This window comes from Bradyrhizobium sp. WSM1253 (genome assembly GCF_000244935.1).
GTDB lineage: Bacteria > Pseudomonadota > Alphaproteobacteria > Rhizobiales > Xanthobacteraceae > Bradyrhizobium > Bradyrhizobium canariense.
In genome coordinates, this window is the sequence record NZ_JH600073.1 from 765,135 (window position 1) to 786,043 (window position 20,909).

At 64.9% G+C, this 20,909-nt stretch carries 21 protein-coding genes and 1 pseudogene; 10 read left to right on the top strand and 12 right to left on the bottom strand.

Annotated elements, in window-relative coordinates; translation table 11 throughout:
- Nucleotides 1-18 precede the first annotated feature (18 nt).
- On the top strand, nucleotides 19-507 hold the full coding sequence (locus tag BRA1253DRAFT_RS05550; RefSeq protein WP_007591999.1) for a hypothetical protein: 489 nt from the start codon (nucleotides 19-21) through the stop codon (nucleotides 505-507).
- Between the two features lie 149 nt (nucleotides 508-656).
- Entirely contained in the window at nucleotides 657-1,856 is a 1,200-nt protein-coding gene (locus BRA1253DRAFT_RS05555; RefSeq protein ID WP_007592000.1) for a hypothetical protein, read from the top strand.
- Here BRA1253DRAFT_RS05555 and gmk read toward each other — a convergent pair.
- From gmk to BRA1253DRAFT_RS05600, 9 genes are all read right to left on the bottom strand, one after another.
- Entirely contained in the window at nucleotides 1,789-2,448 is a 660-nt protein-coding gene (gene gmk, locus BRA1253DRAFT_RS05560) for a guanylate kinase (RefSeq protein WP_007592001.1), read from the bottom strand. The two genes, BRA1253DRAFT_RS05555 and gmk, sit on opposite strands and share 68 nt — an antisense overlap.
- Before the next feature lie 3 nt (nucleotides 2,449-2,451).
- Nucleotides 2,452-3,339, bottom strand: a complete 888-nt coding sequence (locus BRA1253DRAFT_RS05565) for a YicC/YloC family endoribonuclease (protein WP_007592002.1) — start codon at nucleotides 3,337-3,339, stop codon at nucleotides 2,452-2,454.
- Nucleotides 3,340-3,456: 117 nt separating this feature from the next.
- The gene (mltG, locus tag BRA1253DRAFT_RS05570; protein ID WP_007592003.1) at nucleotides 3,457-4,731 is read right to left on the bottom strand and encodes an endolytic transglycosylase MltG; all 1,275 of its coding nucleotides are present in this window, start codon (nucleotides 4,729-4,731) and stop codon (nucleotides 3,457-3,459) included.
- A 124-nt stretch (nucleotides 4,732-4,855) separates the two neighbouring features.
- A complete protein-coding gene (gene fabF, locus BRA1253DRAFT_RS05575; RefSeq protein ID WP_007592004.1) occupies nucleotides 4,856-6,121 on the bottom strand; it encodes a beta-ketoacyl-ACP synthase II in 1,266 nt (421 codons plus the stop codon).
- Between the two features lie 108 nt (nucleotides 6,122-6,229).
- Nucleotides 6,230-6,469, bottom strand: a complete 240-nt coding sequence (locus BRA1253DRAFT_RS05580) for an acyl carrier protein (RefSeq protein WP_006020277.1) — start codon at nucleotides 6,467-6,469, stop codon at nucleotides 6,230-6,232.
- A gap of 308 nt (nucleotides 6,470-6,777) precedes the next feature.
- Entirely contained in the window at nucleotides 6,778-7,515 is a 738-nt protein-coding gene (fabG, locus tag BRA1253DRAFT_RS05585) for a 3-oxoacyl-[acyl-carrier-protein] reductase (RefSeq protein ID WP_007592006.1), read from the bottom strand.
- Between the two features lie 102 nt (nucleotides 7,516-7,617).
- Nucleotides 7,618-8,577 (bottom strand): ACP S-malonyltransferase, encoded by a 960-nt coding sequence (gene fabD, locus BRA1253DRAFT_RS05590; protein WP_007592008.1) that lies wholly within the window; start codon nucleotides 8,575-8,577, stop codon nucleotides 7,618-7,620.
- Nucleotides 8,578-8,778: 201 nt separating this feature from the next.
- The gene (locus tag BRA1253DRAFT_RS05595; protein WP_007592010.1) at nucleotides 8,779-9,804 is read right to left on the bottom strand and encodes a fatty acid desaturase family protein; all 1,026 of its coding nucleotides are present in this window, start codon (nucleotides 9,802-9,804) and stop codon (nucleotides 8,779-8,781) included.
- 3 nt (nucleotides 9,805-9,807) lie between these two features.
- A complete protein-coding gene (locus BRA1253DRAFT_RS05600; protein ID WP_007592012.1) occupies nucleotides 9,808-10,512 on the bottom strand; it encodes a TetR/AcrR family transcriptional regulator C-terminal domain-containing protein in 705 nt (234 codons plus the stop codon).
- Between the two features lie 346 nt (nucleotides 10,513-10,858).
- Here BRA1253DRAFT_RS05600 and rpsF point away from each other — a divergent pair, with 346 nt between their 5' ends.
- The 4 genes from rpsF to rplI all read left to right on the top strand — a co-directional run bounded on the left by rpsF (nucleotide 10,859) and on the right by rplI (nucleotide 13,383).
- Nucleotides 10,859-11,374 (top strand): 30S ribosomal protein S6, encoded by a 516-nt coding sequence (gene rpsF / locus BRA1253DRAFT_RS05605; RefSeq protein WP_007592015.1) that lies wholly within the window; start codon nucleotides 10,859-10,861, stop codon nucleotides 11,372-11,374.
- A gap of 5 nt (nucleotides 11,375-11,379) precedes the next feature.
- Nucleotides 11,380-11,619 (top strand): 30S ribosomal protein S18, encoded by a 240-nt coding sequence (gene rpsR, locus BRA1253DRAFT_RS05610; protein ID WP_007592020.1) that lies wholly within the window; start codon nucleotides 11,380-11,382, stop codon nucleotides 11,617-11,619.
- 129 nt (nucleotides 11,620-11,748) lie between these two features.
- Nucleotides 11,749-12,714, top strand: a complete 966-nt coding sequence (locus BRA1253DRAFT_RS05615) for a DUF2232 domain-containing protein (RefSeq protein WP_007592022.1) — start codon at nucleotides 11,749-11,751, stop codon at nucleotides 12,712-12,714.
- A 63-nt stretch (nucleotides 12,715-12,777) separates the two neighbouring features.
- Nucleotides 12,778-13,383 carry a 50S ribosomal protein L9 gene (gene rplI, locus BRA1253DRAFT_RS05620; RefSeq protein WP_007592024.1) on the top strand — a complete coding sequence of 202 codons (606 nt, stop codon included), beginning with the start codon at nucleotides 12,778-12,780 and terminating at the stop codon, nucleotides 13,381-13,383.
- Nucleotides 13,384-13,424: 41 nt separating this feature from the next.
- Here rplI and BRA1253DRAFT_RS05625 read toward each other — a convergent pair.
- Both BRA1253DRAFT_RS05625 and BRA1253DRAFT_RS05630 read right to left on the bottom strand, forming a co-directional pair.
- Nucleotides 13,425-13,706: pseudogene (locus tag BRA1253DRAFT_RS05625) on the bottom strand (acyl-CoA thioesterase domain-containing protein); the annotation flags it as partial.
- A gap of 42 nt (nucleotides 13,707-13,748) precedes the next feature.
- The gene (locus BRA1253DRAFT_RS05630; protein ID WP_007592025.1) at nucleotides 13,749-14,756 is read right to left on the bottom strand and encodes a hypothetical protein; all 1,008 of its coding nucleotides are present in this window, start codon (nucleotides 14,754-14,756) and stop codon (nucleotides 13,749-13,751) included.
- 280 nt (nucleotides 14,757-15,036) lie between these two features.
- Here BRA1253DRAFT_RS05630 and BRA1253DRAFT_RS05635 point away from each other — a divergent pair, with 280 nt between their 5' ends.
- The 3 genes from BRA1253DRAFT_RS05635 (at nucleotide 15,037) to alr (ending at nucleotide 19,867) form a co-directional block, all read left to right on the top strand.
- Complete coding sequence (locus BRA1253DRAFT_RS05635; protein WP_007592027.1) at nucleotides 15,037-16,287, top strand: cyclopropane-fatty-acyl-phospholipid synthase family protein; 1,251 nt, start codon at nucleotides 15,037-15,039, stop codon at nucleotides 16,285-16,287.
- Nucleotides 16,288-17,026: 739 nt separating this feature from the next.
- Entirely contained in the window at nucleotides 17,027-18,535 is a 1,509-nt protein-coding gene (locus BRA1253DRAFT_RS05645) for a replicative DNA helicase (RefSeq protein ID WP_007592031.1), read from the top strand.
- Nucleotides 18,536-18,586: 51 nt separating this feature from the next.
- Complete coding sequence (gene alr, locus BRA1253DRAFT_RS05650) at nucleotides 18,587-19,867, top strand: alanine racemase (RefSeq protein ID WP_035992828.1); 1,281 nt, start codon at nucleotides 18,587-18,589, stop codon at nucleotides 19,865-19,867.
- Nucleotides 19,868-19,879: 12 nt separating this feature from the next.
- Here the strand turns inward: alr and BRA1253DRAFT_RS05655 are convergent, their stop codons facing one another.
- Nucleotides 19,880-20,098: a hypothetical protein gene (locus tag BRA1253DRAFT_RS05655; RefSeq protein ID WP_007592035.1), complete on the bottom strand. Its 219-nt coding sequence runs from the start codon at nucleotides 20,096-20,098 to the stop codon at nucleotides 19,880-19,882.
- Between the two features lie 40 nt (nucleotides 20,099-20,138).
- On the opposite strand from BRA1253DRAFT_RS05655, the gene BRA1253DRAFT_RS05660 reads away from it, so the two are divergent.
- The gene (locus tag BRA1253DRAFT_RS05660; protein WP_007592038.1) at nucleotides 20,139-20,909 is read left to right on the top strand and encodes an exodeoxyribonuclease III; all 771 of its coding nucleotides are present in this window, start codon (nucleotides 20,139-20,141) and stop codon (nucleotides 20,907-20,909) included.

Here is a 20,909-nt window from a genome sequence, read left to right on the forward strand (position 1 = left end):
CATTTTGGATTTTTGCTCATGCGCAATGCCGTCATCCCTGCGATTGCCCTGGCCCTCTTCCTGTCCGTCACCGTCGCTCCACCGTCCGCCGTCGCGCAGTCCGGCAGCGCCGGCGGCTCGATCGGCAATGACGAGAAGTCGCTGTCCGGCTCGCGATCGGATCGTTCCGCCGAGCCGGCGCCCTCGGCGCGCCGCAGCAAGCCGGCCGAGGAGCCGCGCAGTTCCTCGCGACGCGGTGGTGGAGGTGGCGGGAGTTTCGACGGCGCCTGGATGGTCGTCAGCGTCGGCTGCGGCGGCACCACGTCCGGCGCGGTCGTGGTCTCCTCGGGCAAGGTCATAGGCCAAGGCGTCACGGGTACCGTCAGCGCGAGCGGCGCGGTCAGCACGTTCGGTCAAGGCGATGGCGTGACCTTCACCGGCTCCGGCCGCCTCGCTGCCCGCAGCGGTTCCGGATCCTTCCGTCGCTCCGACGGCTGCGGCGGAACCTGGACTTCGACCAAGCAGTAGCGCGAAAAAGTCTGATTTCGCGGGGGAACCAACGCCGCGCAGGCCCGATTCAGGCCACATCCTCTCCGGATTTGCGGCTCATTGCCACCCAAGTCTTTGACGAGAAAGGGAAGGTAACGAGTTGCGTCATGCGTAATCGGGAGACCAGGATGGGCAACCGCACCGCGAAATTCTTATCGGCCCTCGTAGGCAGCATCATTGCCGGTGCGCCATTGGCCGCCGTGTCGCAGAATGCATCGACGCCACCGAGCACGGCAAATGCCGCGAACGACTGCCTTGGCTCGCCAAAGGGCGCCGCCCCGCAGGGCCAGCATTGGCATTATCGCCTTGAGCGCGCGACCAAGCGGCAGTGCTGGTATCTGCGCGCCGAAGGCGGCAAGGCCACTCAAACCGCACAGGCTGCGCCCGATACGACTACAGCGGATTCAGCCCTGCCGCAGCAGCACTCCGTCCAGGACGCGCGCGCCGAATATCTGACGCCGCAGAGCATTGCCGCTGTTAAGACGCCTGCACAGGTGGGACCCGGACCAACGCAACAGGCTGCGAGCCCCTCCGCTGACGCCAACGCACAGCAGCCCGCCGTCGCCGGGCGCTGGCCCGACGCCTCCACGGCGTCCGCCGCGCCCACAGAGCAGCCGTCGCCTGCACCTGTCGCGGTCGCCGCGCAGCCGACCGCGAAGCCGGCGAAGTCCCCTGCTCCGATGGCTCTGGCTGCGGCAGACAGCACCACCGACAAGCAGACCGGCTCGCTCCAGATGCTGCTGCTGGTGATCGGAGGCGCGCTGGCGCTTGCCGGCATCCTCGCCAGCGTCATCTACCGCTTCGCCGGTGGACGTATCCGCGTCCAGGCCGGCGACCAGCGCCGCGTCAACTGGGACAATTTTGAGCCGCACGATCACGACGATGGCCGTGCACCCTGGCTCAACGCAGCGCCCGCCGACGCGCCGCACACTCGGCAGCCGCGCCCGGTGGATTTCGATGCCCTGCGTCCGCAGACAGTCCAGCTCAAGACCGCGCAGCTCGCCGCGATCGATCGCGAGATTGATGTGATCGACAAGCGCGTCCCGCAAGCGCACCAAGATGCCGCAGAGCTCGACGATGCCGATGTCTTCAACGGAGAATTCCAGATCGAGGCCGCACCGCAGCTCGCGGCCAACGACGTCGATGACGAAGAGCCGGCCGATCGCGATGACGATGCGGGAGTCGAGGACGGCATCGACATCGACGTGATCACGACGATGCTGGAACGGCTCGCGAAGGACGGGCCGAGGCTGACGCAGCCTAGCCTTGAAGCTGGTCTTGCAGACCTCGCACGAAGCCCACGAGGCCGGTCTGCCGCTCGCGCTTGAGGCGTTCGGCCTTCAGGATCGACTGGACCTCGGCGAAGGCGTCGTCGACGTCATGGTTGATGACGATGTAGTCGTACTCGGCCCAGTGGCTCATCTCGTGGCTGGCGCGGCTCATGCGCTTGCGGATCACCTCGTCGGAATCCTGCGCGCGCGAATGCAGCCGCTTCTCGAGATCGGCAGCCGAGGGCGGCAGGATGAACACGCTGACGACGTCGGCGCGTGCTTTTTCTCGGAGCTGCTGCGTGCCCTGCCAGTCGATGTCGAACAGCACGTCCTGCCCAGCTGACAGCGCCGCCTCAACCGGCGCACGCGGCGTGCCGTAGCTGTTGTCGAACACGGTCGCCCATTCCAGCAGCTGGTCGGCCTTCACCATCGCGTGGAAGGTGGCCTTGTCGACGAACGAATAATCCCTGCCGTCGACCTCGCCCGGCCGCATCGCCCGCGTGGTTGCCGACACCGACATTCGAAGGCCGGGCATGCGGTCGATCAACATACGCGATAGCGTCGTCTTGCCCGCGCCCGACGGCGAGGACAGCACGAACATCAATCCGCGCCGCTCGACACCATCAGTTACGTGACCGCCAATCGTCATCGATCACTCCAGATTCTGGACCTGCTCGCGGAACTGCTCGACCACGTTCTTCATGGCGAGCCCCGTATTGGTGAGCTCGATGTCGTTCGACTTCGAGCAACAGGTGTTGACCTCGCGGTGAAACTCCTGCGCCAGGAAGTCGAGCTTGCGCCCGACCGGGCCGCCCTTGCCGATCAGCTCGCGCGCCTGCGCGATGTGCGAGGCGATGCGGTCGAGCTCCTCGCGGATGTCGGCCCTGGTCGCGATCAGGATCGCTTCCTGCATCAGGCGGTCAGAATCGAAACGGTCGGAGGTGTCGAGCAGGGTTGCGATCTGCTCGGCGAGCCTGGCCTTGATCGCCTCGGGCTTGCGACCGGGCGCAGCCTCGGCCTTCTTCGCCAGCTGCTCGACCTCGTCCACGCGCTGGATCAGGATCTGCCCGAGCGAGGTGCCCTCACGCTTGCGCATCTCGACGAGTTCGGCGAGCGCCTTGTCGAAGGCATCCGCGGCGGCGGCGCGCGCGGCCTTGTCCTCTTCCTCGTCGCCCTCGGGCTCGGCGACCTCAATGACACCCTTGATGGCCAAAAGCCCGTCGACGCTCGGCGCGACCGCATCGACCTTGCCGGCGATCACGGCGGCGGCCTTGAGGACGGCGTTGAGCACGTCCTCGTTGACGCGGACGCTGGCGGCCGCATTGGCGCGCTTCACGGTCAGATTGGCGTAGACGGTGCCTCGCGAGAGCAGCTCGGCGGCGCGCTTCTTGGCATGAGCCTCGAGCTCGTCGAACCCCTGCGGCAGCCGTACCCTGAGATCAAAGCCCTTGGCGTTGACCGACTTTAATTCCCATTCGAACGTATACGGCCCACTCGCGCCGTGGCTTCGGGCAAAGCCGGTCATGGACGACAACGCCATCAGGTCAATTTCTCCAGAAGCACGGGATTCGCGCGGCCATCAAGCCACGCGAATCTTAAGACTATTTTGCAGGAAAATGTAATCCGCAAAGTCCCGCGGGGCAGGTCTGCGCGCAGCCTAGCGCTGGACCACCGGGGGCGAGGGCTGCACCGCGCCTTGGCGGGCCGGCGGCGGACCCGCGGGGCGAGCGGCCGGCGGCTTTTTCTGCTGGTTGGGCCGCGCCGGCGTGGTCGCCGTCGGCGTATCGGCGGCACCGGGCGCGGCGGCGGCCGGCGGCTGCGCGTCCTCGGCCGGCTCGACCGTGTCGTTCTGGATCTGCTTTTCCATCGCGCGCAGCTTGGCTACATTCTTCTGGTGCGCGTCGTAGGTCTCGGTGAAGGAATGCCCGCCGGTGCCGTCTGCGACGAAATAGAGGTCGCGGGTGCGGGCCGGGTTGGCGGCAGCCTCGAGCGAAGCGCGGCCGGGGTTCGAGATCGGGCCCGGCGGCAGGCCCTCGATCACATAGGTGTTGTAGGGCGAAGGCTGCGTGATCTCGCTGCGCTTGATCGGACGGCCGAGCGTGCCCTTGCCGCCGACGAGGCCATAGATGATCGTGGGATCGGACTGCAGCTTGATCCTCTGCTTCAGGCGATTGACGAACACCGCGGCGACGCGGCTGCGCTCGTCCGGCTTGCCGGTCTCTTTCTCGACGATCGAGGCCAGCGTCACCAATTGCTCCGGACTCTTGACCGGAATGTCCTGACTGCGGCGCTCCCAGATCTCGGTCAGTACGCGCTTGTGCGCCTGCTGCATGCGCTGGATCACCTGATCGCGCGGGGTGCCACGCGGGAACTTGTAGGTCTCGGGCAGCAGCGTGCCCTCGCGCGGCAGCTCACGCACGCTGCCGGTGAAGATATCGTTGTCGGACAGGCGCGCCACGATCTGCTCGGAGGTCAGGCCCTCCGGGATTGTCACGGCATGCTGTACCACCTTGCCCTCGACCATGGTGGCAATGACGTCGCGCAAGGATGCGTTCTTCTGGAACGAGTATTCACCGGGCTTGAGGTCCGAGCTCGCCTTTAGCGCAGCGACGCTGGCAATGAACGCCCACGGATTGACGTCGGTCACGCCTTCCCGGTTCAGCGTCTCGGCGATGTCGCGCTTGCCGGCGCGCTGCGGGATGTTGACTATCTTGTCTTCCTTCAGCGGTCCCGGCGCCTCGAGCACCTGCCGGCCGTAATAGTACACGCCGCCCGCGCCGATCATCGCAATCAGCAGCAGGGTGATGATGGCGTTGCCGACGATCACGAACGGATTGCGCGCGCGGTCCGATCGCCTCGGCGGCGGCGGGACCTGCTCGGGCTCGAGCGCTGCCCGCGGACTCCGGGGCGAAATGGGCGGCCTTTCACTCATCGAAGCAACCTGAATCCTGCCGGTTCAATCGCGACCTGACAATCGCTTGCCGAGCCAATGCACGCGCCCGCTTCCATGACTATCGCCGAATACGGCAAAACGGTGGATTCGTCGCAACGACAAACTAATGGACCAGACGCCGGAAGATGACCGATGCGTTGGTACCGCCAAAACCAAAAGAATTCGACAACGCGACGTTGACCTCGCGCTTCTTCGCCTGATGCGGCACGAGATCAATCGCAGTTTCGACCGACGGATTGTCCAGGTTGATGGTCGGCGGCACGACATTATCGCGAATCGCGAGAATGGCGAAGATCGCCTCGATCGCGCCGGCCGCGCCCAAGAGGTGACCGGTCGACGACTTGGTCGAAGACATCGCGACCTTCGAAGCGGCATTGCCGAGCAGGCGTTCAACCGCACCGAGCTCGATCTCGTCACCGAGCGGTGTCGAGGTGCCGTGCGCGTTGATGTAGTCGAGATCGGACGCGGTGAGGCCGGCGCGCTTGAGCGCCGCCGCCATGCTGCGGAAGCCGCCGTCGCCGTCGGGTGACGGCGAGGTGATGTGGTAGGCATCGCCCGAGAGACCGTAGCCGATCACCTCGGCATAGATCTTCGCGCCGCGGCGCTTGGCATGTTCGAGCTCTTCAAGGACGAGGACGCCGGCGCCCTCGCCCATCACGAAGCCGTCCCGGTCCTTGTCGTAGGGACGCGAGGCCTTCTCAGGCGTTTCGTTGAAGGCTGTCGAGAGCGCACGCGCGGCGTTGAAGCCGGCAATGCCGATGCGGCCGATCGGCGATTCCGCGCCGCCGGCAACCATGACGTCGGCATCGCCGAGCGCGATCAGGCGGGCGGCATCGCCGACCGCGTGAGCACCCGTCGAGCAGGCCGTGACCACCGAATGGTTCGGCCCCTTCAGTCCGTGCTTGATCGAGACATAGCCGGAGGCGAGATTGATTAAGCGCCCCGGAATGAAGAACGGCGAGACCCGGCGTGGCCCGCGCTCCTTCAGCAGGACCGCAGTCTCGGCGATGCCGTTGAGGCCGCCGATGCCGGATCCGATCATGGTGCCGGTCGCACATTTGTCCTCTTCGGTCTCGGGGTGCCAGTTGGCATCGTCGAGTGCCTGGCCGGCCGCGGCCATGCCGAAGATGATGAAGTCGTCGACCTTGCGCTGGTCCTTCGGCTCCATCCAGATGTCGGGATTGAAAGTGTCGTTGGTGCCGTCGCCGCGCACGACCGTGCAGCCGATCTTGGTCTGGAGATCGGAGACATCGAAGCTCTCGATTTTGCGTGCGCCGCTTTGGCCGTCGAGGATGCGTTTCCAGGTCGGCTCGACACCGCAGCCGAGTGGCGAAACCATGCCAAGACCCGTGACGACAACCCGTCTCATATCCGAAAACTCCGCATCGAAATATTCACGGCCAATAACAAGAAACCGGCTGACCGCTGTTGGGCGGTCCGTCCGGTTTCAATGTTGTCCCCGCGAAAATGAAGAGCCTTAGCTCTTCGCGTTCTTCTCGAGAAACTTGGTGGCATCGCCGACGGTAAGAATCGTTTCCGCGGCATCGTCCGGAATCTCGCAACCGAATTCCTCTTCGAACGCCATCACCAGCTCGACGGTGTCCAGACTGTCGGCGCCGAGGTCGTCGATGAAGCTCGCAGCATCGACAACCTTCTCGGGTTCAACACCAAGGTGTTCGACCACGATCTTCTTAACCCGCTCGCCAATCTCACTCATTGCATAACCTCGTGTTGTTCCCTGTAGACCCGACCCCCCGGGACGATACGAGCCGTCGTGGTCGTTGACTGCCTTCGCTTACGAACTTTGATTTGGCCCCATCCTAACCGATGCAGGCCCGGCGAATGACGGCCAAGGCTCCGCATCGCCAATATACAGGGTTTCAAAAACCTGCAATGGCGTTCTTTGCCCATCCGTTGAAGGTCCGGTTATCATACTTCAATTGCGTTGACTACAAGCCTCATTTCGCTCCGGAAACGGCCGTTTGCCGCATTCGGCTGCCCAAGGGGGCGGTGCGGCATGAGGCGTCAGATCATGGCCATGCCGCCGTTGACGTGGATGGTTTGGCCGGTGACATAGGCCGCTTCGTTCGAACTCAGGTAGACGGCGGCTGCCGCGATGTCCTCTGGCGTCCCCAGGCGATTGGCCGGAACCTTGGTTAGAATCGTTTCGCGCTGCTTGTCGTTGAGCGCATCGGTCATCGGTGTCTTGATGAAGCCGGGAGCGATGCAGTTTGCGGTGACGCCGCGCTTGGCGTATTCGGCACCCAGCGTCTTGATCATGCCGATCAGGCCCGCCTTCGATGCGGTATAATTGCCCTGCCCCGGGTTACCGGTGACGCCGACCACCGAGGTGATGGCGATGATGCGGCCGAAGCGCTTGCGCATCATCAATTTGGTGGCGGCGCGGGCAAGCCGGAAGGTCGAGGTCAAATTGATGTTGATGACCTCCTCCCAGTCCTCGTCACGGAGCTGCACGAAGAGATTGTCGCGCGTGATGCCGGCATTGGCGACGAGGATGTCGACCTGTCCCATCGCCGCTTCCGCAGCGGGCACCAGCGCCTCGACCTCGTCGGCCTTGGAGAGATTGCAGGGCAGCACATGGGTGCGCTCGCCGAGCTTGCCGGCAAGCTCATCCAGCACTTCCTTGCGCGTCCCCGATATCGCGACGGTGGCGCCCTGCGCGTGAAGCGCTTGTGCGATCGCGCCGCCGATGCCGCCGGTTGCGCCGGTGACAAGCGCCTTTTTGCCAGTCAGATCGAACATCGATAACTCCTCCAAGGCACGATCCGGAAACGTGCGCAGCGATTTTCCGAAAGGATCGTGCGTCAACTAAAGAACTCAAGCGCGACGACGAATCATCGCGCCTCAGGCCTGCTTCGCAGCGGCCAATGCATCCTTTGCGGCGGCAATGTCGTTGGGACCACCGACCGCAACGCCGACGGCGCCGTCCGCAATACGCTTGACGAGGCCGGTCAGCACCTTGCCGGCCCCGATCTCGAAGAAACGCGTGACGCCCTGCCCCGCCATATAGGCAACCGACTCGCGCCAGCGCACGGTGCCGGTGACCTGCTCGACCAGGCGGCGGCGGATCTCGTCGGGATCGGTGATCGCGCCCGCCAGCACGTTCGACACCAACGGGGCCGCCGGCGCCTTGATCGTGACCTTGGCCAGCGCCTCCGCCATCGCGTCGGCAGCCGGCTGCATCAGCTTGCAATGGAACGGGGCGGACACCGGCAGCAACATCGCGCGCTTGGCGCCCTTGGTTTTGGCGATCTCGACGGCGCGGTCGACCGCGGCCTTGTCGCCGGAGACGACCACTTGCCCGCCGCCATTGTCGTTGGCGGCCTGGCAGACCTGCCCCTGAGCGGCCTCGTCCGCCACCGCCACGGCGGCCTCGTAGTCGAGGCCGAGCAGAGCGGCCATCGCACCGACGCCTACGGGCACGGCTTTTTGCATTGCGAGACCGCGAATGCGAAGCAGCCGCGCGGTGTCGGAAATCGTCAGGCTGCCGGCCGCGGCCAGCGCCGAATATTCCCCGAGCGAGTGGCCGGCGACGAAGGCCGCATCCCGCCCCACGGAAAACCCGGCTTCGGTCTCCAGCACGCGCAGCGTGGCGACAGACACCGCCATCAGGGCCGGCTGGGCGTTTTGGGTGAGCTGGAGGGTTTCGGCCGGACCATCCCAGATAGTCGCCGTCAGCTTCTCCCCCAGCGCGGCATCGACCTCGTCGAACACGGCGCGCGCCGCCGGAAAGGCATCCGCTAGGGCCTTGCCCATGCCGACCGCCTGGGAACCCTGCCCCGGAAATGTGAATGCTGCCGTCATCGGCGCTCCCTGCTTGTCGGACGTGATCCCTGCGAGAACCGGCAGCCGATGACGCACGGCCTTAGGCCATGGTTCCGGATCATGCTCCAAAGGGGGCCGTAGACACTGTCCGGGGCCGGAATGTCAAGCCAAGATAGGAACTTGGATCAGCATTCAATTGGCAGCCTTCAACTGGCAACCTTCAAGTGGAGAGACGGGTCCCTAGAATCCGCCGGCCGTCTGGTTGGCGTCGACCTCGGACCCCGCCTGCGCGCGGCGCGCGCTGTTGACCAATTGCCCCGGCCGGTCATCGCGGTTCGGCTTCGCGGTCGCAAGCCGCAGCACGGCTGCGTAACTCGGTTGCACCTCCATGCGGCCCGCATGCCGGCTCTCGCTCAGCAGGCGGTGCACCTTGGGCAGATTGTAGCAGGGCACGTAGAACAGGAGATGATGTTCGAGGTGGTAGTTCACGTAATACGGCGCGATGAACAGACGTTCGAGGACATTGGCGTAGGTGGTGCGGGTATTGCGCAAGGGATCGCTGCTGTCAGGCACGACAGCGTGCTCGGCGATGTTGCGGATGCGGGTGATGACCATCATCCAGGTCAGGAGCGGCACCAGCCATAGCAGCGGATAGGCCCACCACACGCCGGCGGCCGTGAGCGCGGCGAACATCGCGCCATTGACCAGACATTGCGGGCCAAGCTTCTCCCAAAAATGCGCCGCGCGCTGCCGCAACGGCCAGTCCTTCGGCCCGAGCGCATTGAGCAACTGAGCCTTGCGCTGCTGGTAGCCGGTCTGCCCGGTGAGGTCGCGAATGAACTTGCGGCGATAGCTCAGCTTCGTGATCGGAAATGGCGCCGACAGCACGAGATCGGGATCATCCTCCTGCTGCGTGCGCGCATGATGCTGAAGGTGATAGCGCCGATAGCTGCGCGTCTCCGCAAACAGAGGATAGGCACAGAACCACTGGCTCAAGGTCAGATTGGTTTTCTCGTCGGCGGACAGGCAGCCATGCGCGCCGTCATGCATGAGGATCGCGAGCCCGAGCTGGCGCGAGCCGATGATGGCGACGGCGACAATATAGGTTATCGGATTAGGCCACCACGCGATCAAGGCGATTGCGGCGATGATGAGCGCCCAGGCGTGCGCGATCAGCGCGACGCCTTTCCAGGTCACGCGCCGGCGCACGTCGGCAAGTTGATCGTCGGTCAGGAAATCGCGGGCACGCATGCGAAGCGCAGTCATGGCCTAACTCTCCTCATTCGAATTGCTCGATGCGTCGCGCGCGTCGACGAGGCGCAAGCGCGCAGCGTCATGATTGGATTTCGCTTGCTCGCCCAGCACGCGCAGCATCTCGGCGCACAGCGCCTCGGGCGAACGGCCCATGGCGTAGCCTTCGAGGATGATTCCGATGGCGACGGCCCAGAACCGCCGCGAGCTCTCATCGGACGCGCGCAGGGAGCGCCAGCCGTGCCGCGCGACCTGGCTCGCATAGGCCCGCGCACCTTCACTGTGCAGGCGCTCGATGGTGCGCTCGACCAGCGGCGCGAGATCCTGGCGCCGCCGCGTCAGCGTCAGCGCCTCGGCGAAGAAGGCGACCGAATCGCTAGCTGTGACGGCCTCGGCCAGCGCGTGCGTATAGTCCTGCGGCGTGCGCGCCTTCAGCGCCGCCTGCTCGGTCGCCCGCGCCAGGTACAGCAGTTCGCGGCAGGCGCATTCGACGAACAGCGCCTCTTTGGTGCGGAAATAATAGGTGATCTGGCTCGGGAATGCGTTCGCAGCGGCTGCGATGTCGGTGATCGCCGTACCCGACAGCCCCCGCTCCCGAAACAGCGGGCTCGCGGCATCCAGCAGCAGCGAGCGCATTTTGCGGCCGGCCGACCGCGTGGCGCGGGCGGCGTGCTTGGGGTCGCCTGCCGCCTCGAGCGGCTCATGGGCCGGCTTTTCTGCCATTGGGGTTCGCTCCCGTTAGACTTATATGTATGACATACAAACAAATAAATCAAGCCGGTATGGTGGTCCGCGGTGGTTCCAGCCGCCCGCATCGGGACCATCCGCGCCGAAACCGCCGCCTGCAACCTTGCCAAGCCAGCCGAAATCCGTATAACGCGCCCATCCGTAGACCCCGGCCGGGAGCTGAACGGACGGTCTCAGCAAATCATTCGTGATTTTGGTGTGGCAGGGCCAGTCGGCCCGTCGTCCCGTGTTTCCGCCTTCTGAGCTTAATCCCAGAGTCCTTTCCGAAGGCCTCTTAAGGGCTTGACGCCGGGCGATGCGCCAACATGAGGAAAGGACTTCCATGGCTCTCTATGAGCATGTTTTTCTCGCGCGCCAAGACGCGAGCACGCAGCAGGTCGAAGAGCTGACTGCGCAGATGACCGGCATCGTCGAAGGTCTCGGCGGCAAGGTCACCAAGACTGAGAATTGGGGCGTACGCTCCCTCACCTACCGCATGAACAAGAACCGCAAGGCGCATTTCGTGCTGCTCAACATCGACGCGCCGTCCGCGGCGATCGCCGAGATCGAGCGCCAGGAGCGCATCAGCGAAGACGTGATCCGCTATCTCAGCGTCCGTGTCGAGGAGCTCGAGGAAGGCCCGTCCGCGATGATGCGCAAGGCCGATCGTGACCGCGAGCGTGACGACCGTGGCGGCGGCTTCCGTGGCGATCGCGAAGGCGGTGGCTTCCGTGGCGACCGCGAGGGTGGTTTCCGTGGTGGCGATCGTGAAGGTGGCGGCTTCCGCGGTGACCGCGGTCCGCGCCGTCCGCGCGAAGACGTTGAAACCACCACCACCACCACGACGGATGGGGAGTAAGAACAATGGCTGAAGCTGGTGCACGCCGCCCGTTTTTCCGTCGCCGCAAGAGCTGCCCGTTCACGGGCGCGAATGCTCCGAAGATCGACTACAAGGACTCCAAGCTGCTGATGCGCTACGTCTCCGAGCGCGGCAAGATCGTGCCGAGCCGCATCACCGCGGTGTCCGCGAAGAAGCAGCGTGAGCTTGCCCGCGCCATCAAGCGCGCGCGGTTCCTAGGCCTGCTGCCCTACGTCATTCGCTAAGACGAATACGGCCGGCGACGACATCGCCGCCGGCCGTACGACCTAGTTTCTCATAAGGCTTCCGGATCGTCCGGTCGCCGATGGTTGGGGCGAGATGCCTCTAACCGCTCGAAGGGAGCGGGACAGCTGATGATGGCCTTTGGACTGATAGCCCTGATCGCCGGCGCTGCGTCGGCCCTGATGTTCGCCTCGATCGCTTCGGGCGCGCTGATCTCGCTCGTCCTGTTCTATCTCGCACCGCTGCCGCTGATGGTCGCTTCGATCGGCTGGGGACCGCTTTGCGCGAGCCTCGGCGGCATCGCCGCCGCGGTTGGCCTCGGCGCCCTGTTCGGCCTGCCCTACTGCATCGCCTTTGCCCTCACCGTCGCATTGCCGGCCTGGTGGCTCGGCCATCTCGTCCTGCTCAGCCGGCAGGTCGGACCCGCCGCGCCGGAGGCCGCCACTGAGCCAGCGCTCGAGTGGTATCCGGTCGGCCGCATCCTGCTGTGGATCGCAGGCTTCGCCACACTGACCACGATCGCCGCCCTGCTCACGATCGGCACAGACGCCGAGACCATCACGGGCACGCTGCGCCGTGGCCTGATGCGCCTCCTCCGAGCCGCCGACCCGCAGAGCTCCGGCGAGACCGACCAATTCGTCGGCGCACTGGTGCGGATCTTGCCGGCCGGCGCCACCATCGTCGCGATGATGACGCTGACCCTCAACCTCTGGCTCAGCACCAAGGTGACGGCGACGTCCGGCCGGCTGCGGCGCCCCTGGCCGGACCTGATGACGGCGGAGCTGCCGCCGATGACGCTCGTGGCGCTCTGCATCGCGCTCGCCTTCTGCTTCACCGGCGGACTGCTTGCGATCGTGGCGCAGATCGCGACGGCGGCGCTAATGATGGGATACGCACTGACCGGCTTTGCCGTGTTGCATACGCTGACGCTGGCGCTGAAGAGCCGCACCTTCTGGCTCGGCTCGACCTACGCCGTCGTGGTCGTGTTCGGATGGCCAGTCATCGCGATGGTGATCCTCGGCCTCGCCGATGCCGTGTTCGGCCTCCGCGAACGCTTCCTTCGTACGCGCCAGCCGCCGCCGCTGCCGACCTCTTGAGTTCAAGCCCGAAAGTTCAAGTTCGAAATTCCAACTCACTCAACACATCAAAGGAGAACGAATATGGAAGTCATTTTGCTGGAACGCGTCAACAAGCTCGGTCACATGGGCGAAGTCGTGAAGGTTCGCGACGGCTACGCCCGCAATTTCCTGCTCAAGCGCGGCAAGGCGCTGCGCGCCACCGCCGACAACCGTGCCAAGTACGACGGCATGAAGGCCGAGCTCGAGGCTCGCAACCTTGAGTCCAAGGGCGAGGCGTCCAAGGTCGCCGAGAAGATCCAGGGCAAGAACATCATCGTGATCCGTCAGGCTTCGGAAGCCGGCCAACTGTTCGGCTCGGTCAACGTGCGCGACATCGTCGTGGCGTTCGAAGCCGACGGCGTTTCACTGTCCCGCCCGCAGGTTCAGCTCGACGCGCCGATCAAGACCATCGGCAAGCACACCATCACGGTCGCCATCCACCCCGAGGTCGAGATCGAGATCAGTGTCACCGTGGCGCGCAGCCAGGACGAGGCCGAGCGCATCAACCGCGGCGAGGACATCTCGAGCCGTAACGAAGACCGGGATGCTGCGGCCGAAGCGATCGCAGCCGCCGGCGAGTTCTTCGACCCCGAAGCCCAGCAGGACGACGCCGAGCCGGCACCGGCTGCTGAAGAGACCGAGAAGTAAGCCTCGCGCTCGTTCGCGCAGGCTTTCGAAGCCCGGTCGCCTCAGGCGGCCGGGCTTTTCGTTGTGGCAGCAACGTCCTCGCTCAGCATCGCGATCGACGTGAGCGCCATTGCCGTGTGCTTCTCGACGCCGTCGCTGACGTAGAAAACGCCGGCGGCGACCACGGAGACCTGACGCCCCGGCTTGATCACCCTCGCCCGGCAGATCAGTTTCTCGCGGACCGCGGGCGACAACAGATTGAGCTTGTATTCGGCCATCAGCGCCGGCTGGCCGCGCGAGATCGCTGCTGCGATCAATCGTGTTGCGGTCAAGACGACGAAGGCCGCCCGAGCGCGCGGCCTTCACATGGCTAAAAATGTGGTCGCCTATCGCGAAATCGGCGGCGTCGGCGGACCGGACGATTCGGCTGGCGCCGGTGGCGCCGCAGCGGTCGCGGGCGCCGGCTCCTGCGACTTCGCTGGCGGTTCGGACCTCGCGGCGGGCTTGGGAGCAGCCTCTTCTGCCGCCTTGGGCGCAGCTGGCTCGGCGGGCTTCTCGGCGGACGGTGCTGCCGGCGTCACCTGCGGCACCGGGTCGGGCCGCAACGCCGGAGCTTCGCTGCCGCGCGGCTCCACCTTGGCGCTTTCCGGCTTGGCCTCGGCGGGCTTCTCGGACGGCTTGCTGCCTTCGGGTTTGCTGTCTTCGGATTTAGCCTCGCCGGAATCCACCTTCGCAGTCTCGGGCTTTGTCTCGGGCTTGGACTCGACGTTCGGCTCGCTCTTCTTGTCGTCTGCTGTCGGCGCCGCGGCATCGACCTTCGGCGCCTCATCACTTCCCGGCTTGCCGCGCTTGCCGAGACGCTTCGCCTTGCGCCCTTCGGGTGCAGCCTGGCCCTCGGGCTTCGCGCCGTCCTTCGTTCCTTCTTCGGCTGGCCGCGCAGCGCGCTTCTGACGCGCGCCCTCGGCCGCGGGAGCGGCACCCTCGCCTTCCGGCTTGGCGGATTCCTGGGAACGCTGCCGGCGGCCCTGATGTTCAGGGGACTGCGCGGGATTGGTAGCGGCTTCCTTGTCCTTGGCGCCGTCCTTCTTGTCCTTGCCGTCCTTGGCCTGGTAGCGGGTGTCGGTGGCTCCGTTGGAGACCAGGTAAGAGGCAAGCACGCCGGCCATGTCGGGGCTGGTCGTGTAATGCTGACGCAGGAAGCCCGGCAAGGAGCCCGGCGCCACCGTCTTCAACAGGCCGCGCGGGCTCTTGTGACATGCATTGCAGGTCTGCGCGAAAAGCTGGGATGGGGCCTTGCCGGCCTCGAGGTTCGTCGCCTGCGCGAGAACGGTGTCGGTCGCGCCGAAGCCGATCAGAAGCAAGACCATCGCGAGGCTGAGCGCTCGGCTCGACATTCCCATCATCTCCATTGAATTCCGAGAGGTGCAGCCGGCAGGCGGCGCCGCAGCGGGTCACCTTTTATCCGATTGAGCCGCGAATGGAAGCAGGCTCCGCGCGCAAGGATGTGATTAAGCGGTTTTGGAATATCCGCTTTGAGCACAGCGCAATAGCGGGCCCGGGACACCTCCCTAGATCTAGATGCAAACGCATAGGAACCGCTGAGATGCCCGGGCGTAGGGTGTAAAGGCCGGGTTAGTCGCATCTCTTCGGGTTCGCTCGAGAGGATGGGTGCCGATGGATCGATTGTTGCGTCAATTCCTGTCTCAATTCATCCGCCGCGGGTCGATGACGGTGACCACGGCGAAGGGCTCGAAGTTCACCGTCGGCGATGGCTCGGGCAAACCGGTCGCAGTCCGCTTCGTCACCGCGGACGCAGAGCGGAAGATCCTCGTCAATCCCGAGCTCGGGCTTGGCGAGGCCTACATGGACGGCGAGTTCGTCGTCGAGCACGGCACCATAGCTGATGCCCTCGCGATCCTGCTCGATCAACCCGACCTATTGCCGCACTGGGCAAAACCCTGGTGGCACCTGCGCTATCTGGTGCGGCACCTGAAGCAGTTCAATCCGCGCCCGCGCTCCCGCAGCAACGTCGCACACCATTACGATCTCGATGCGAGGCTCTATTCGCTCTTCCTCGACGCCGACAAGCAATATAGCTGCGCCTATTTCGAGACGCCGGAGAGCACGCTCGACGATGCGCAGCTCGCCAAGAAACGGCACATCGCCGCAAAGCTGCTCGTCAGGGACGGCCAGCGCGTCCTCGACATCGGCTCGGGCTGGGGCGGACTTGGGCTCTATCTCGCCGAGATCGCAGGTGCTGACGTCACCGGCGTCACGTTGTCGACCGAGCAGTTGCAGATCGCCAATGCGCGCGCAGCCGAAAAGGGCCTGACCAGATCGGCCAAATTCCTGCTTCAGGACTATCGCGACATCGCCGGCCCGTTCGACCGCATCGTCTCGGTCGGCATGTTGGAGCATGTCGGCGCCCGCTTCTACGACACCTACTTCCGGCGCTGCGCGGAGCTGTTGGACAAGGACGGCGTCATGCTGCTGCACTCGATCGGCCGTTCGCAGGGCCCGGATTCCACCAATCCCTGGATCGCCAAATACATCTTTCCCGGCGGCTACATCCCCGCCCTCTCGGAGGTGCTGCCGGCGATCGAGCGGGCAGGCCTGCTGGTCTGCGACATCGAGATTCTGCGTCTGCATTACGCCGAAACGCTGAAGGCATGGCGCGAGCGCTTCATGGCGCGGCGCGAAGAAGCCGTGCAGCTGTATGACGAGCGCTTCGCGCTGATGTGGGAATTTTATCTGGCAGCCAGCGAGATGACCTTCCGCAAGCAGGATATGATGAACTTCCAGATCCAACTCACACGGCGTCAAGGCGTCGTGCCGACGACACGCAACTACATCGCGCGTGAAGAAGCCCGGCTGCGGGCCGTCGAAGCCGGTGCCACGCCGAGGCTGAAGCTGGCTGGTGAATAAGTCCTAGTGGCGCAGGGTCGAAATCGGAGCGGACCGGTAAGAGGCCGTTAAGGCCAATTGCATCCGCAGTGCCTTCAGGATTTCGGGGGCGACCGGTTCCCGACGGACTTCCGGCCGCTCAGCGTGCTCCATGGCCGCGATCAGCCCCGACAGCCAAAGTCGGCTGCCTGCTTCGCTTCGCCTTCTGGCCGCATCGCTTGCCTCGTTCCCTGGTGGCAGATCGGGAGACAACCCCCCGCCCGCTAACCTGTTCCGGCTGTACCCCCGAAAGAATCCGGGGAGATGTGATCTGCTTCACATAAGTCTCGTCGGCCCTGGCTTAGACCGACGCCATGAGCGACGAGACCAAAACCTCATTCGACGTGCAGGACGACCTCCGCACCGATTACGCCCTGATTGCTACCGGCGTCGGGGCGGCTCTGGTTGCGCTGGTCTACCTCCTGCTGGTCTGAACCGAGCCGAAAGCGCCCAGCGTGCGTCATCCGCGCGCGTCTCGATATGTCGGCCCGCCCACCCATCAGGTTCACTTCATCCGGCGTTTTCCGCGGCACGGTAGCGGCCGCTTTAGGCGGCGACCTGGTTCCACGAAAATCCGTCAAGCGCGGCGCGTGGTGCGGCGGGCAATCATCCACCATTTTAATGATCGGTTGATAGCGGCCAGCTTTCGCTTCCGCTTTGGTCTGAGGCGGCGCTTTATCCCGGCCCCGCATCCGCCCCAGAAAATTGCTATCGCTCGACCATGGCCCTGACTGATTCGAACGTTCTCAAACTCGCGCCCGAAGCCGGAACCCCCGCCTATCGAAGCGCGCCGCATAATATTGAAGCGGAACAGAGCCTTCTGGGCGCGATCCTGGTCAACAACGACGCGTTTTACCGCGTCTCCGATTTCCTGGAGCCGAAGCATTATTTCGAGCCGCTGCACCAGACCATCTTCGAGACTGCCTCGAGCCTGATCCGGATGGGCAAGATCGCGACGCCCGTCACACTGAAGACCTTCCTGCCCGCCGACACCGATATCGGCGGCATGACCATCGGGCAATATCTGGCGCGTCTCGCCGCCGAAGCGACCACCATCATCAATGCGCAGGATTATGGGCGCACCATCTACGATCTGGCATTGCGGCGCGACCTGATCGGCATCGGCGAGGACATGGTCAATGTCGCCTATGACGCCCCGGTCGACTTCGCGCCGCGGGCGCAGATCGAGGACGCCGAGCGCCGCCTCTACGAACTCGCCGAATCCGGCCGCTATGACGGAGGCTTCCAGAAATTTTCGCAGGCGCTGACGCTTGCGGTCGATCTGGCCGCAAAAGCGTTCCAGCGCGACGGAAAGCTGTCGGGCATCTCGACCGGCCTGCGCGACCTCGACACCAAGATGGGCGGATTGCAGCACTCCGACCTCATCATCGTCGCCGGCCGTCCCGGCATGGGCAAGACGTCGCTTGCAACCAATATCGCCTACAACGTCGCCCGGGCCTATGTCGGTGAACTCCAGGCCGACGGCACCATGAAGGCCGCCCATGGCGGCGTCATCGGCTTCTTCTCCTGCGAAATGTCGGCCGACCAGCTCGCCACGCGTATCGTGGCCGAGCGCACCGGCATCCCTTCCTCCTCGATCCGCCGCGGCGGCATCTCGGAGGCCGATTTCGAGAAGATCCGCGAGGTCTCGATCGAGCTGCAGTCACTGCCCTTCTATGTCGACGAGACCGGCGGTCTCTCTATTGCCCAGCTGATGGCGCGCGCCCGCCGGCTGAAGCGGCAGAAGGGCCTCGACCTCATCGTCATCGACTACATTCAGCTGTTGTCGGGTTCGGGCAAGCGCAGCGAAAACCGCGTGCAGGAAATCACCGAGATCACGACCAGCCTGAAAGCGCTCGCCAAGGAACTGAGCGTGCCCGTGATTGCGCTCTCGCAGCTCTCGCGCCAGGTCGAGTCGCGCGACGACAAGCGGCCGCAGCTCTCGGACTTGCGCGAATCGGGGTCGATCGAGCAGGACGCCGACGTCGTGCTGTTCGTCTACCGCGAGGAATATTACCTCGGAAACAAAGAGCCGCGCCCGGGCACGCCCGAGCACGAAAAATGGCGCCTGGACATGGATCTTGCGCACGGGAAGGCCGAAGTCATCATCGGCAAGCAGCGCCACGGCCCGACCGGCACCGTCGATGTGGCCTTCGAAGCGTCGATCACACGGTTCGGCGATCTTGCGCCGGACAGCCAGGTGCCGGACCGCAGCGGCAACGACTACTGAGTTCCCTGGGTTGAACCCGACCGGCCTCTTGCGTAAAACGGCGCCATGACAATGGCGTCCGACCCGAAAATCATCCCGCAATCCGGCCTTCTCTCCGCGGAGGCCAATCAGGCTGCCGCGCTCGCTGCCTTCGGCGGCGTGCTCACGGTCGATCTCGACGCCATCATCGCCAATTGGCGCAAGCTCGAGAAGACGGCGGTGCCGGCCGAATGCTCGGCGGTGATCAAGGCCGATGCCTATGGCTGCGGTGCCGAGCAGGTCGCGCGGGCCCTGAACAAGGCCGGCTGCAAGACCTTCTTCGTCGCCACTATCGAGGAAGCGCGCAAGGTGCGCGCGGCGGTGCCGGAGCCTGCGATCTACGTGCTCGGCGGCTATTTCCAGAACACCGGCGAGCACTACGCCCAGATCAACTGCCGCCCCGTGATCGGCGATCTCAACGAGCTCGCCGAATGGGACGTGTTCTGCCGCCGCACCGGCTGGACCGGTGGCGCCGCCATCCACATCGACACCGGCATGAACCGGCTCGGCCTGACGCTTGCGGAAGCGCAGGCCATCATCCCCCGCATCAACGCCGGCGATCACGGCATCACGCTGGTAATGAGCCATCTGGTTGCGGCCGAGCAACTCAACAGCCCGGTGAATGCCAAGCAACTCGCGGCCTTCCGCGGCATCGCCAGCGAATTCTCCGGCGTGCCGGCGGCGCTCGCCAATTCGTCCGGCGTCTTCCTCGGCGCGCCCTTCCAGTTCGACATGGTGCGGCCGGGCGCCGCGCTCTACGGCGTCAACCCGACGCCGGAAGCCGACAATCCGATGCAGCCGGTGGTCGATCTCAAGGCCCGCATCGTGCAGATCCGCAATGTCGAGCGTGGCGAGAGCGTCGGCTATGGCGGCACCTGGACCGCACGGCGGCCGACGAAACTCGCGATCATCGCGGTCGGTTATGCCGACGGCTATTTCCGCGCCGCAAGCTCCAATGACGGCACCCGCGGCGCCGAGGTCATCGTCGCCGGCAAGCGCTGTCCGGTCGCCGGCCGCGTCTCGATGGACCTGATCGCGATCGACATCACCGATCTGCCGCCGAATGCGGCGCGGCGCGGCCACATGGTGACGCTGCTCGGCGAGGGCATCACCGTCGACGAGCTCGCGCATCATTTCGGAACGATCGGCTACGAGGTGCTGACCAGCCTCGGTCGCCGCTACGCCCGCATCTACAAAGGCGGGAATGTGGTGGAGCCGCTGGCCAAGCCGGCTCCCGCGCAGGGGGTCGAGCAGCAGACGCCCGCTCCGCCGCCGATCGAGCAGCCCGCAAGCCCGCCGCCGCTGCCGGGCTGAGCGGCGCGCCGCTTACTTCTTCTTCCTGCTGTCCAGCGCCGTCTTGCAAGTTGCGCTGAGCTGATCGCGCTTGCCGTTGAGGCAGGCGACGATGCCACCGCCCGGCGCAAGGCCGGCGCAGAACTTGTCATAGTCCGCCTTGCACGCGCCGCGCGGATCGGATGATTGTGCCGAGGCGACCCCGGAGAACGCAACGGCGACGGCGATAACGGCAAAGCTCAACTTGGACATTGTTTCTCCGGAAGCGGAAGGCAGGAGCCGGTAGCTCTACATGAAGATCGCGACGTTCAACATCAACAACATCAATCGCCGCCTGCCCAATCTGTTGGCATGGATGCGAACGGCGAAGCCCGATGTCGTCGCACTTCAGGAGTTGAAGGCAAGTGATGGCGAATTTCCGGCGGCCGCGATCGAAAAGTCAGGTTACGGCGCTGTGTGGTGTGGACAGAAGACCTGGAACGGCGTCGCCATTCTGGCCCGCAATGCCGAGCCCGTTCTCACCCGCGATCGCTTGCCGGGAAAGCCTGCCGATCACGAAGCGCGATACATCGAGGCCGCGGTACGCGGTGTCATCGTCACCAGCATCTACCTGCCGAACGGCAATCCGCAGCCGGGACCGAAATTCGACTACAAGCTCGACTGGTTCGCGCGGCTCAAGCGCCACGCCAGAACGTTGATCAAGCAGGACCTGCCCGTGGTGCTCGCCGGCGACTACAACGTTGCGCCTGATGAGATCGACATCTATCCGACGCGCTCGTGGGACAAGGATGCCTTGATCCAGCCGAAGAGCCGTGCGGCTTTTGCCTCGCTGGTGGCACAAGGCTGGTGTGATGCGATCCGCGAACTGCACCCGGAGAAGCGCATCTACACCTTCTGGGATTACAAGCGAAACCGCTGGCCGCGCGATGCGGGCCTGCGGCTCGATCATCTCCTGCTCAGCCCTGCCCTCGTCTCACGCCTGGCAAAAGCCGGCGTGGACAAGAAGGTTCGCGGCGAGGAAGGCGCGAGCGATCACGCACCGGCCTGGGTGGTGCTGCGCTAG

Excerpts from the sequence above, each read along its gene's own strand:
- BRA1253DRAFT_RS05550 (WP_007591999.1), top strand. The coding sequence starts at position 19 with ATGCGCAATGCCGTCATCCCTGCGATTGCCCTGGCCCTCTTCCTGTCC.
- BRA1253DRAFT_RS05555 (WP_007592000.1), top strand. The coding sequence starts at position 657 with ATGGGCAACCGCACCGCGAAATTCTTATCGGCCCTCGTAGGCAGCATC.
- gmk (WP_007592001.1), bottom strand. The coding sequence starts at position 2,448 with ATGACGATTGGCGGTCACGTAACTGATGGTGTCGAGCGGCGCGGATTG.
- BRA1253DRAFT_RS05565 (WP_007592002.1), bottom strand. The coding sequence starts at position 3,339 with ATGGCGTTGTCGTCCATGACCGGCTTTGCCCGAAGCCACGGCGCGAGT.
- mltG (WP_007592003.1), bottom strand. The coding sequence starts at position 4,731 with ATGAGTGAAAGGCCGCCCATTTCGCCCCGGAGTCCGCGGGCAGCGCTC.
- fabF (WP_007592004.1), bottom strand. The coding sequence starts at position 6,121 with ATGAGACGGGTTGTCGTCACGGGTCTTGGCATGGTTTCGCCACTCGGC.
- BRA1253DRAFT_RS05580 (WP_006020277.1), bottom strand. The coding sequence starts at position 6,469 with ATGAGTGAGATTGGCGAGCGGGTTAAGAAGATCGTGGTCGAACACCTT.
- fabG (WP_007592006.1), bottom strand. The coding sequence starts at position 7,515 with ATGTTCGATCTGACTGGCAAAAAGGCGCTTGTCACCGGCGCAACCGGC.
- fabD (WP_007592008.1), bottom strand. The coding sequence starts at position 8,577 with ATGACGGCAGCATTCACATTTCCGGGGCAGGGTTCCCAGGCGGTCGGC.
- BRA1253DRAFT_RS05595 (WP_007592010.1), bottom strand. The coding sequence starts at position 9,804 with ATGACTGCGCTTCGCATGCGTGCCCGCGATTTCCTGACCGACGATCAA.
- BRA1253DRAFT_RS05600 (WP_007592012.1), bottom strand. The coding sequence starts at position 10,512 with ATGGCAGAAAAGCCGGCCCATGAGCCGCTCGAGGCGGCAGGCGACCCC.
- rpsF (WP_007592015.1), top strand. The coding sequence starts at position 10,859 with ATGGCTCTCTATGAGCATGTTTTTCTCGCGCGCCAAGACGCGAGCACG.
- rpsR (WP_007592020.1), top strand. The coding sequence starts at position 11,380 with ATGGCTGAAGCTGGTGCACGCCGCCCGTTTTTCCGTCGCCGCAAGAGC.
- BRA1253DRAFT_RS05615 (WP_007592022.1), top strand. The coding sequence starts at position 11,749 with ATGATGGCCTTTGGACTGATAGCCCTGATCGCCGGCGCTGCGTCGGCC.
- rplI (WP_007592024.1), top strand. The coding sequence starts at position 12,778 with ATGGAAGTCATTTTGCTGGAACGCGTCAACAAGCTCGGTCACATGGGC.
- BRA1253DRAFT_RS05630 (WP_007592025.1), bottom strand. The coding sequence starts at position 14,756 with ATGTCGAGCCGAGCGCTCAGCCTCGCGATGGTCTTGCTTCTGATCGGC.
- BRA1253DRAFT_RS05635 (WP_007592027.1), top strand. The coding sequence starts at position 15,037 with ATGGATCGATTGTTGCGTCAATTCCTGTCTCAATTCATCCGCCGCGGG.
- BRA1253DRAFT_RS05645 (WP_007592031.1), top strand. The coding sequence starts at position 17,027 with ATGGCCCTGACTGATTCGAACGTTCTCAAACTCGCGCCCGAAGCCGGA.
- alr (WP_035992828.1), top strand. The coding sequence starts at position 18,587 with ATGGCGTCCGACCCGAAAATCATCCCGCAATCCGGCCTTCTCTCCGCG.
- BRA1253DRAFT_RS05655 (WP_007592035.1), bottom strand. The coding sequence starts at position 20,098 with ATGTCCAAGTTGAGCTTTGCCGTTATCGCCGTCGCCGTTGCGTTCTCC.
- BRA1253DRAFT_RS05660 (WP_007592038.1), top strand. The coding sequence starts at position 20,139 with ATGAAGATCGCGACGTTCAACATCAACAACATCAATCGCCGCCTGCCC.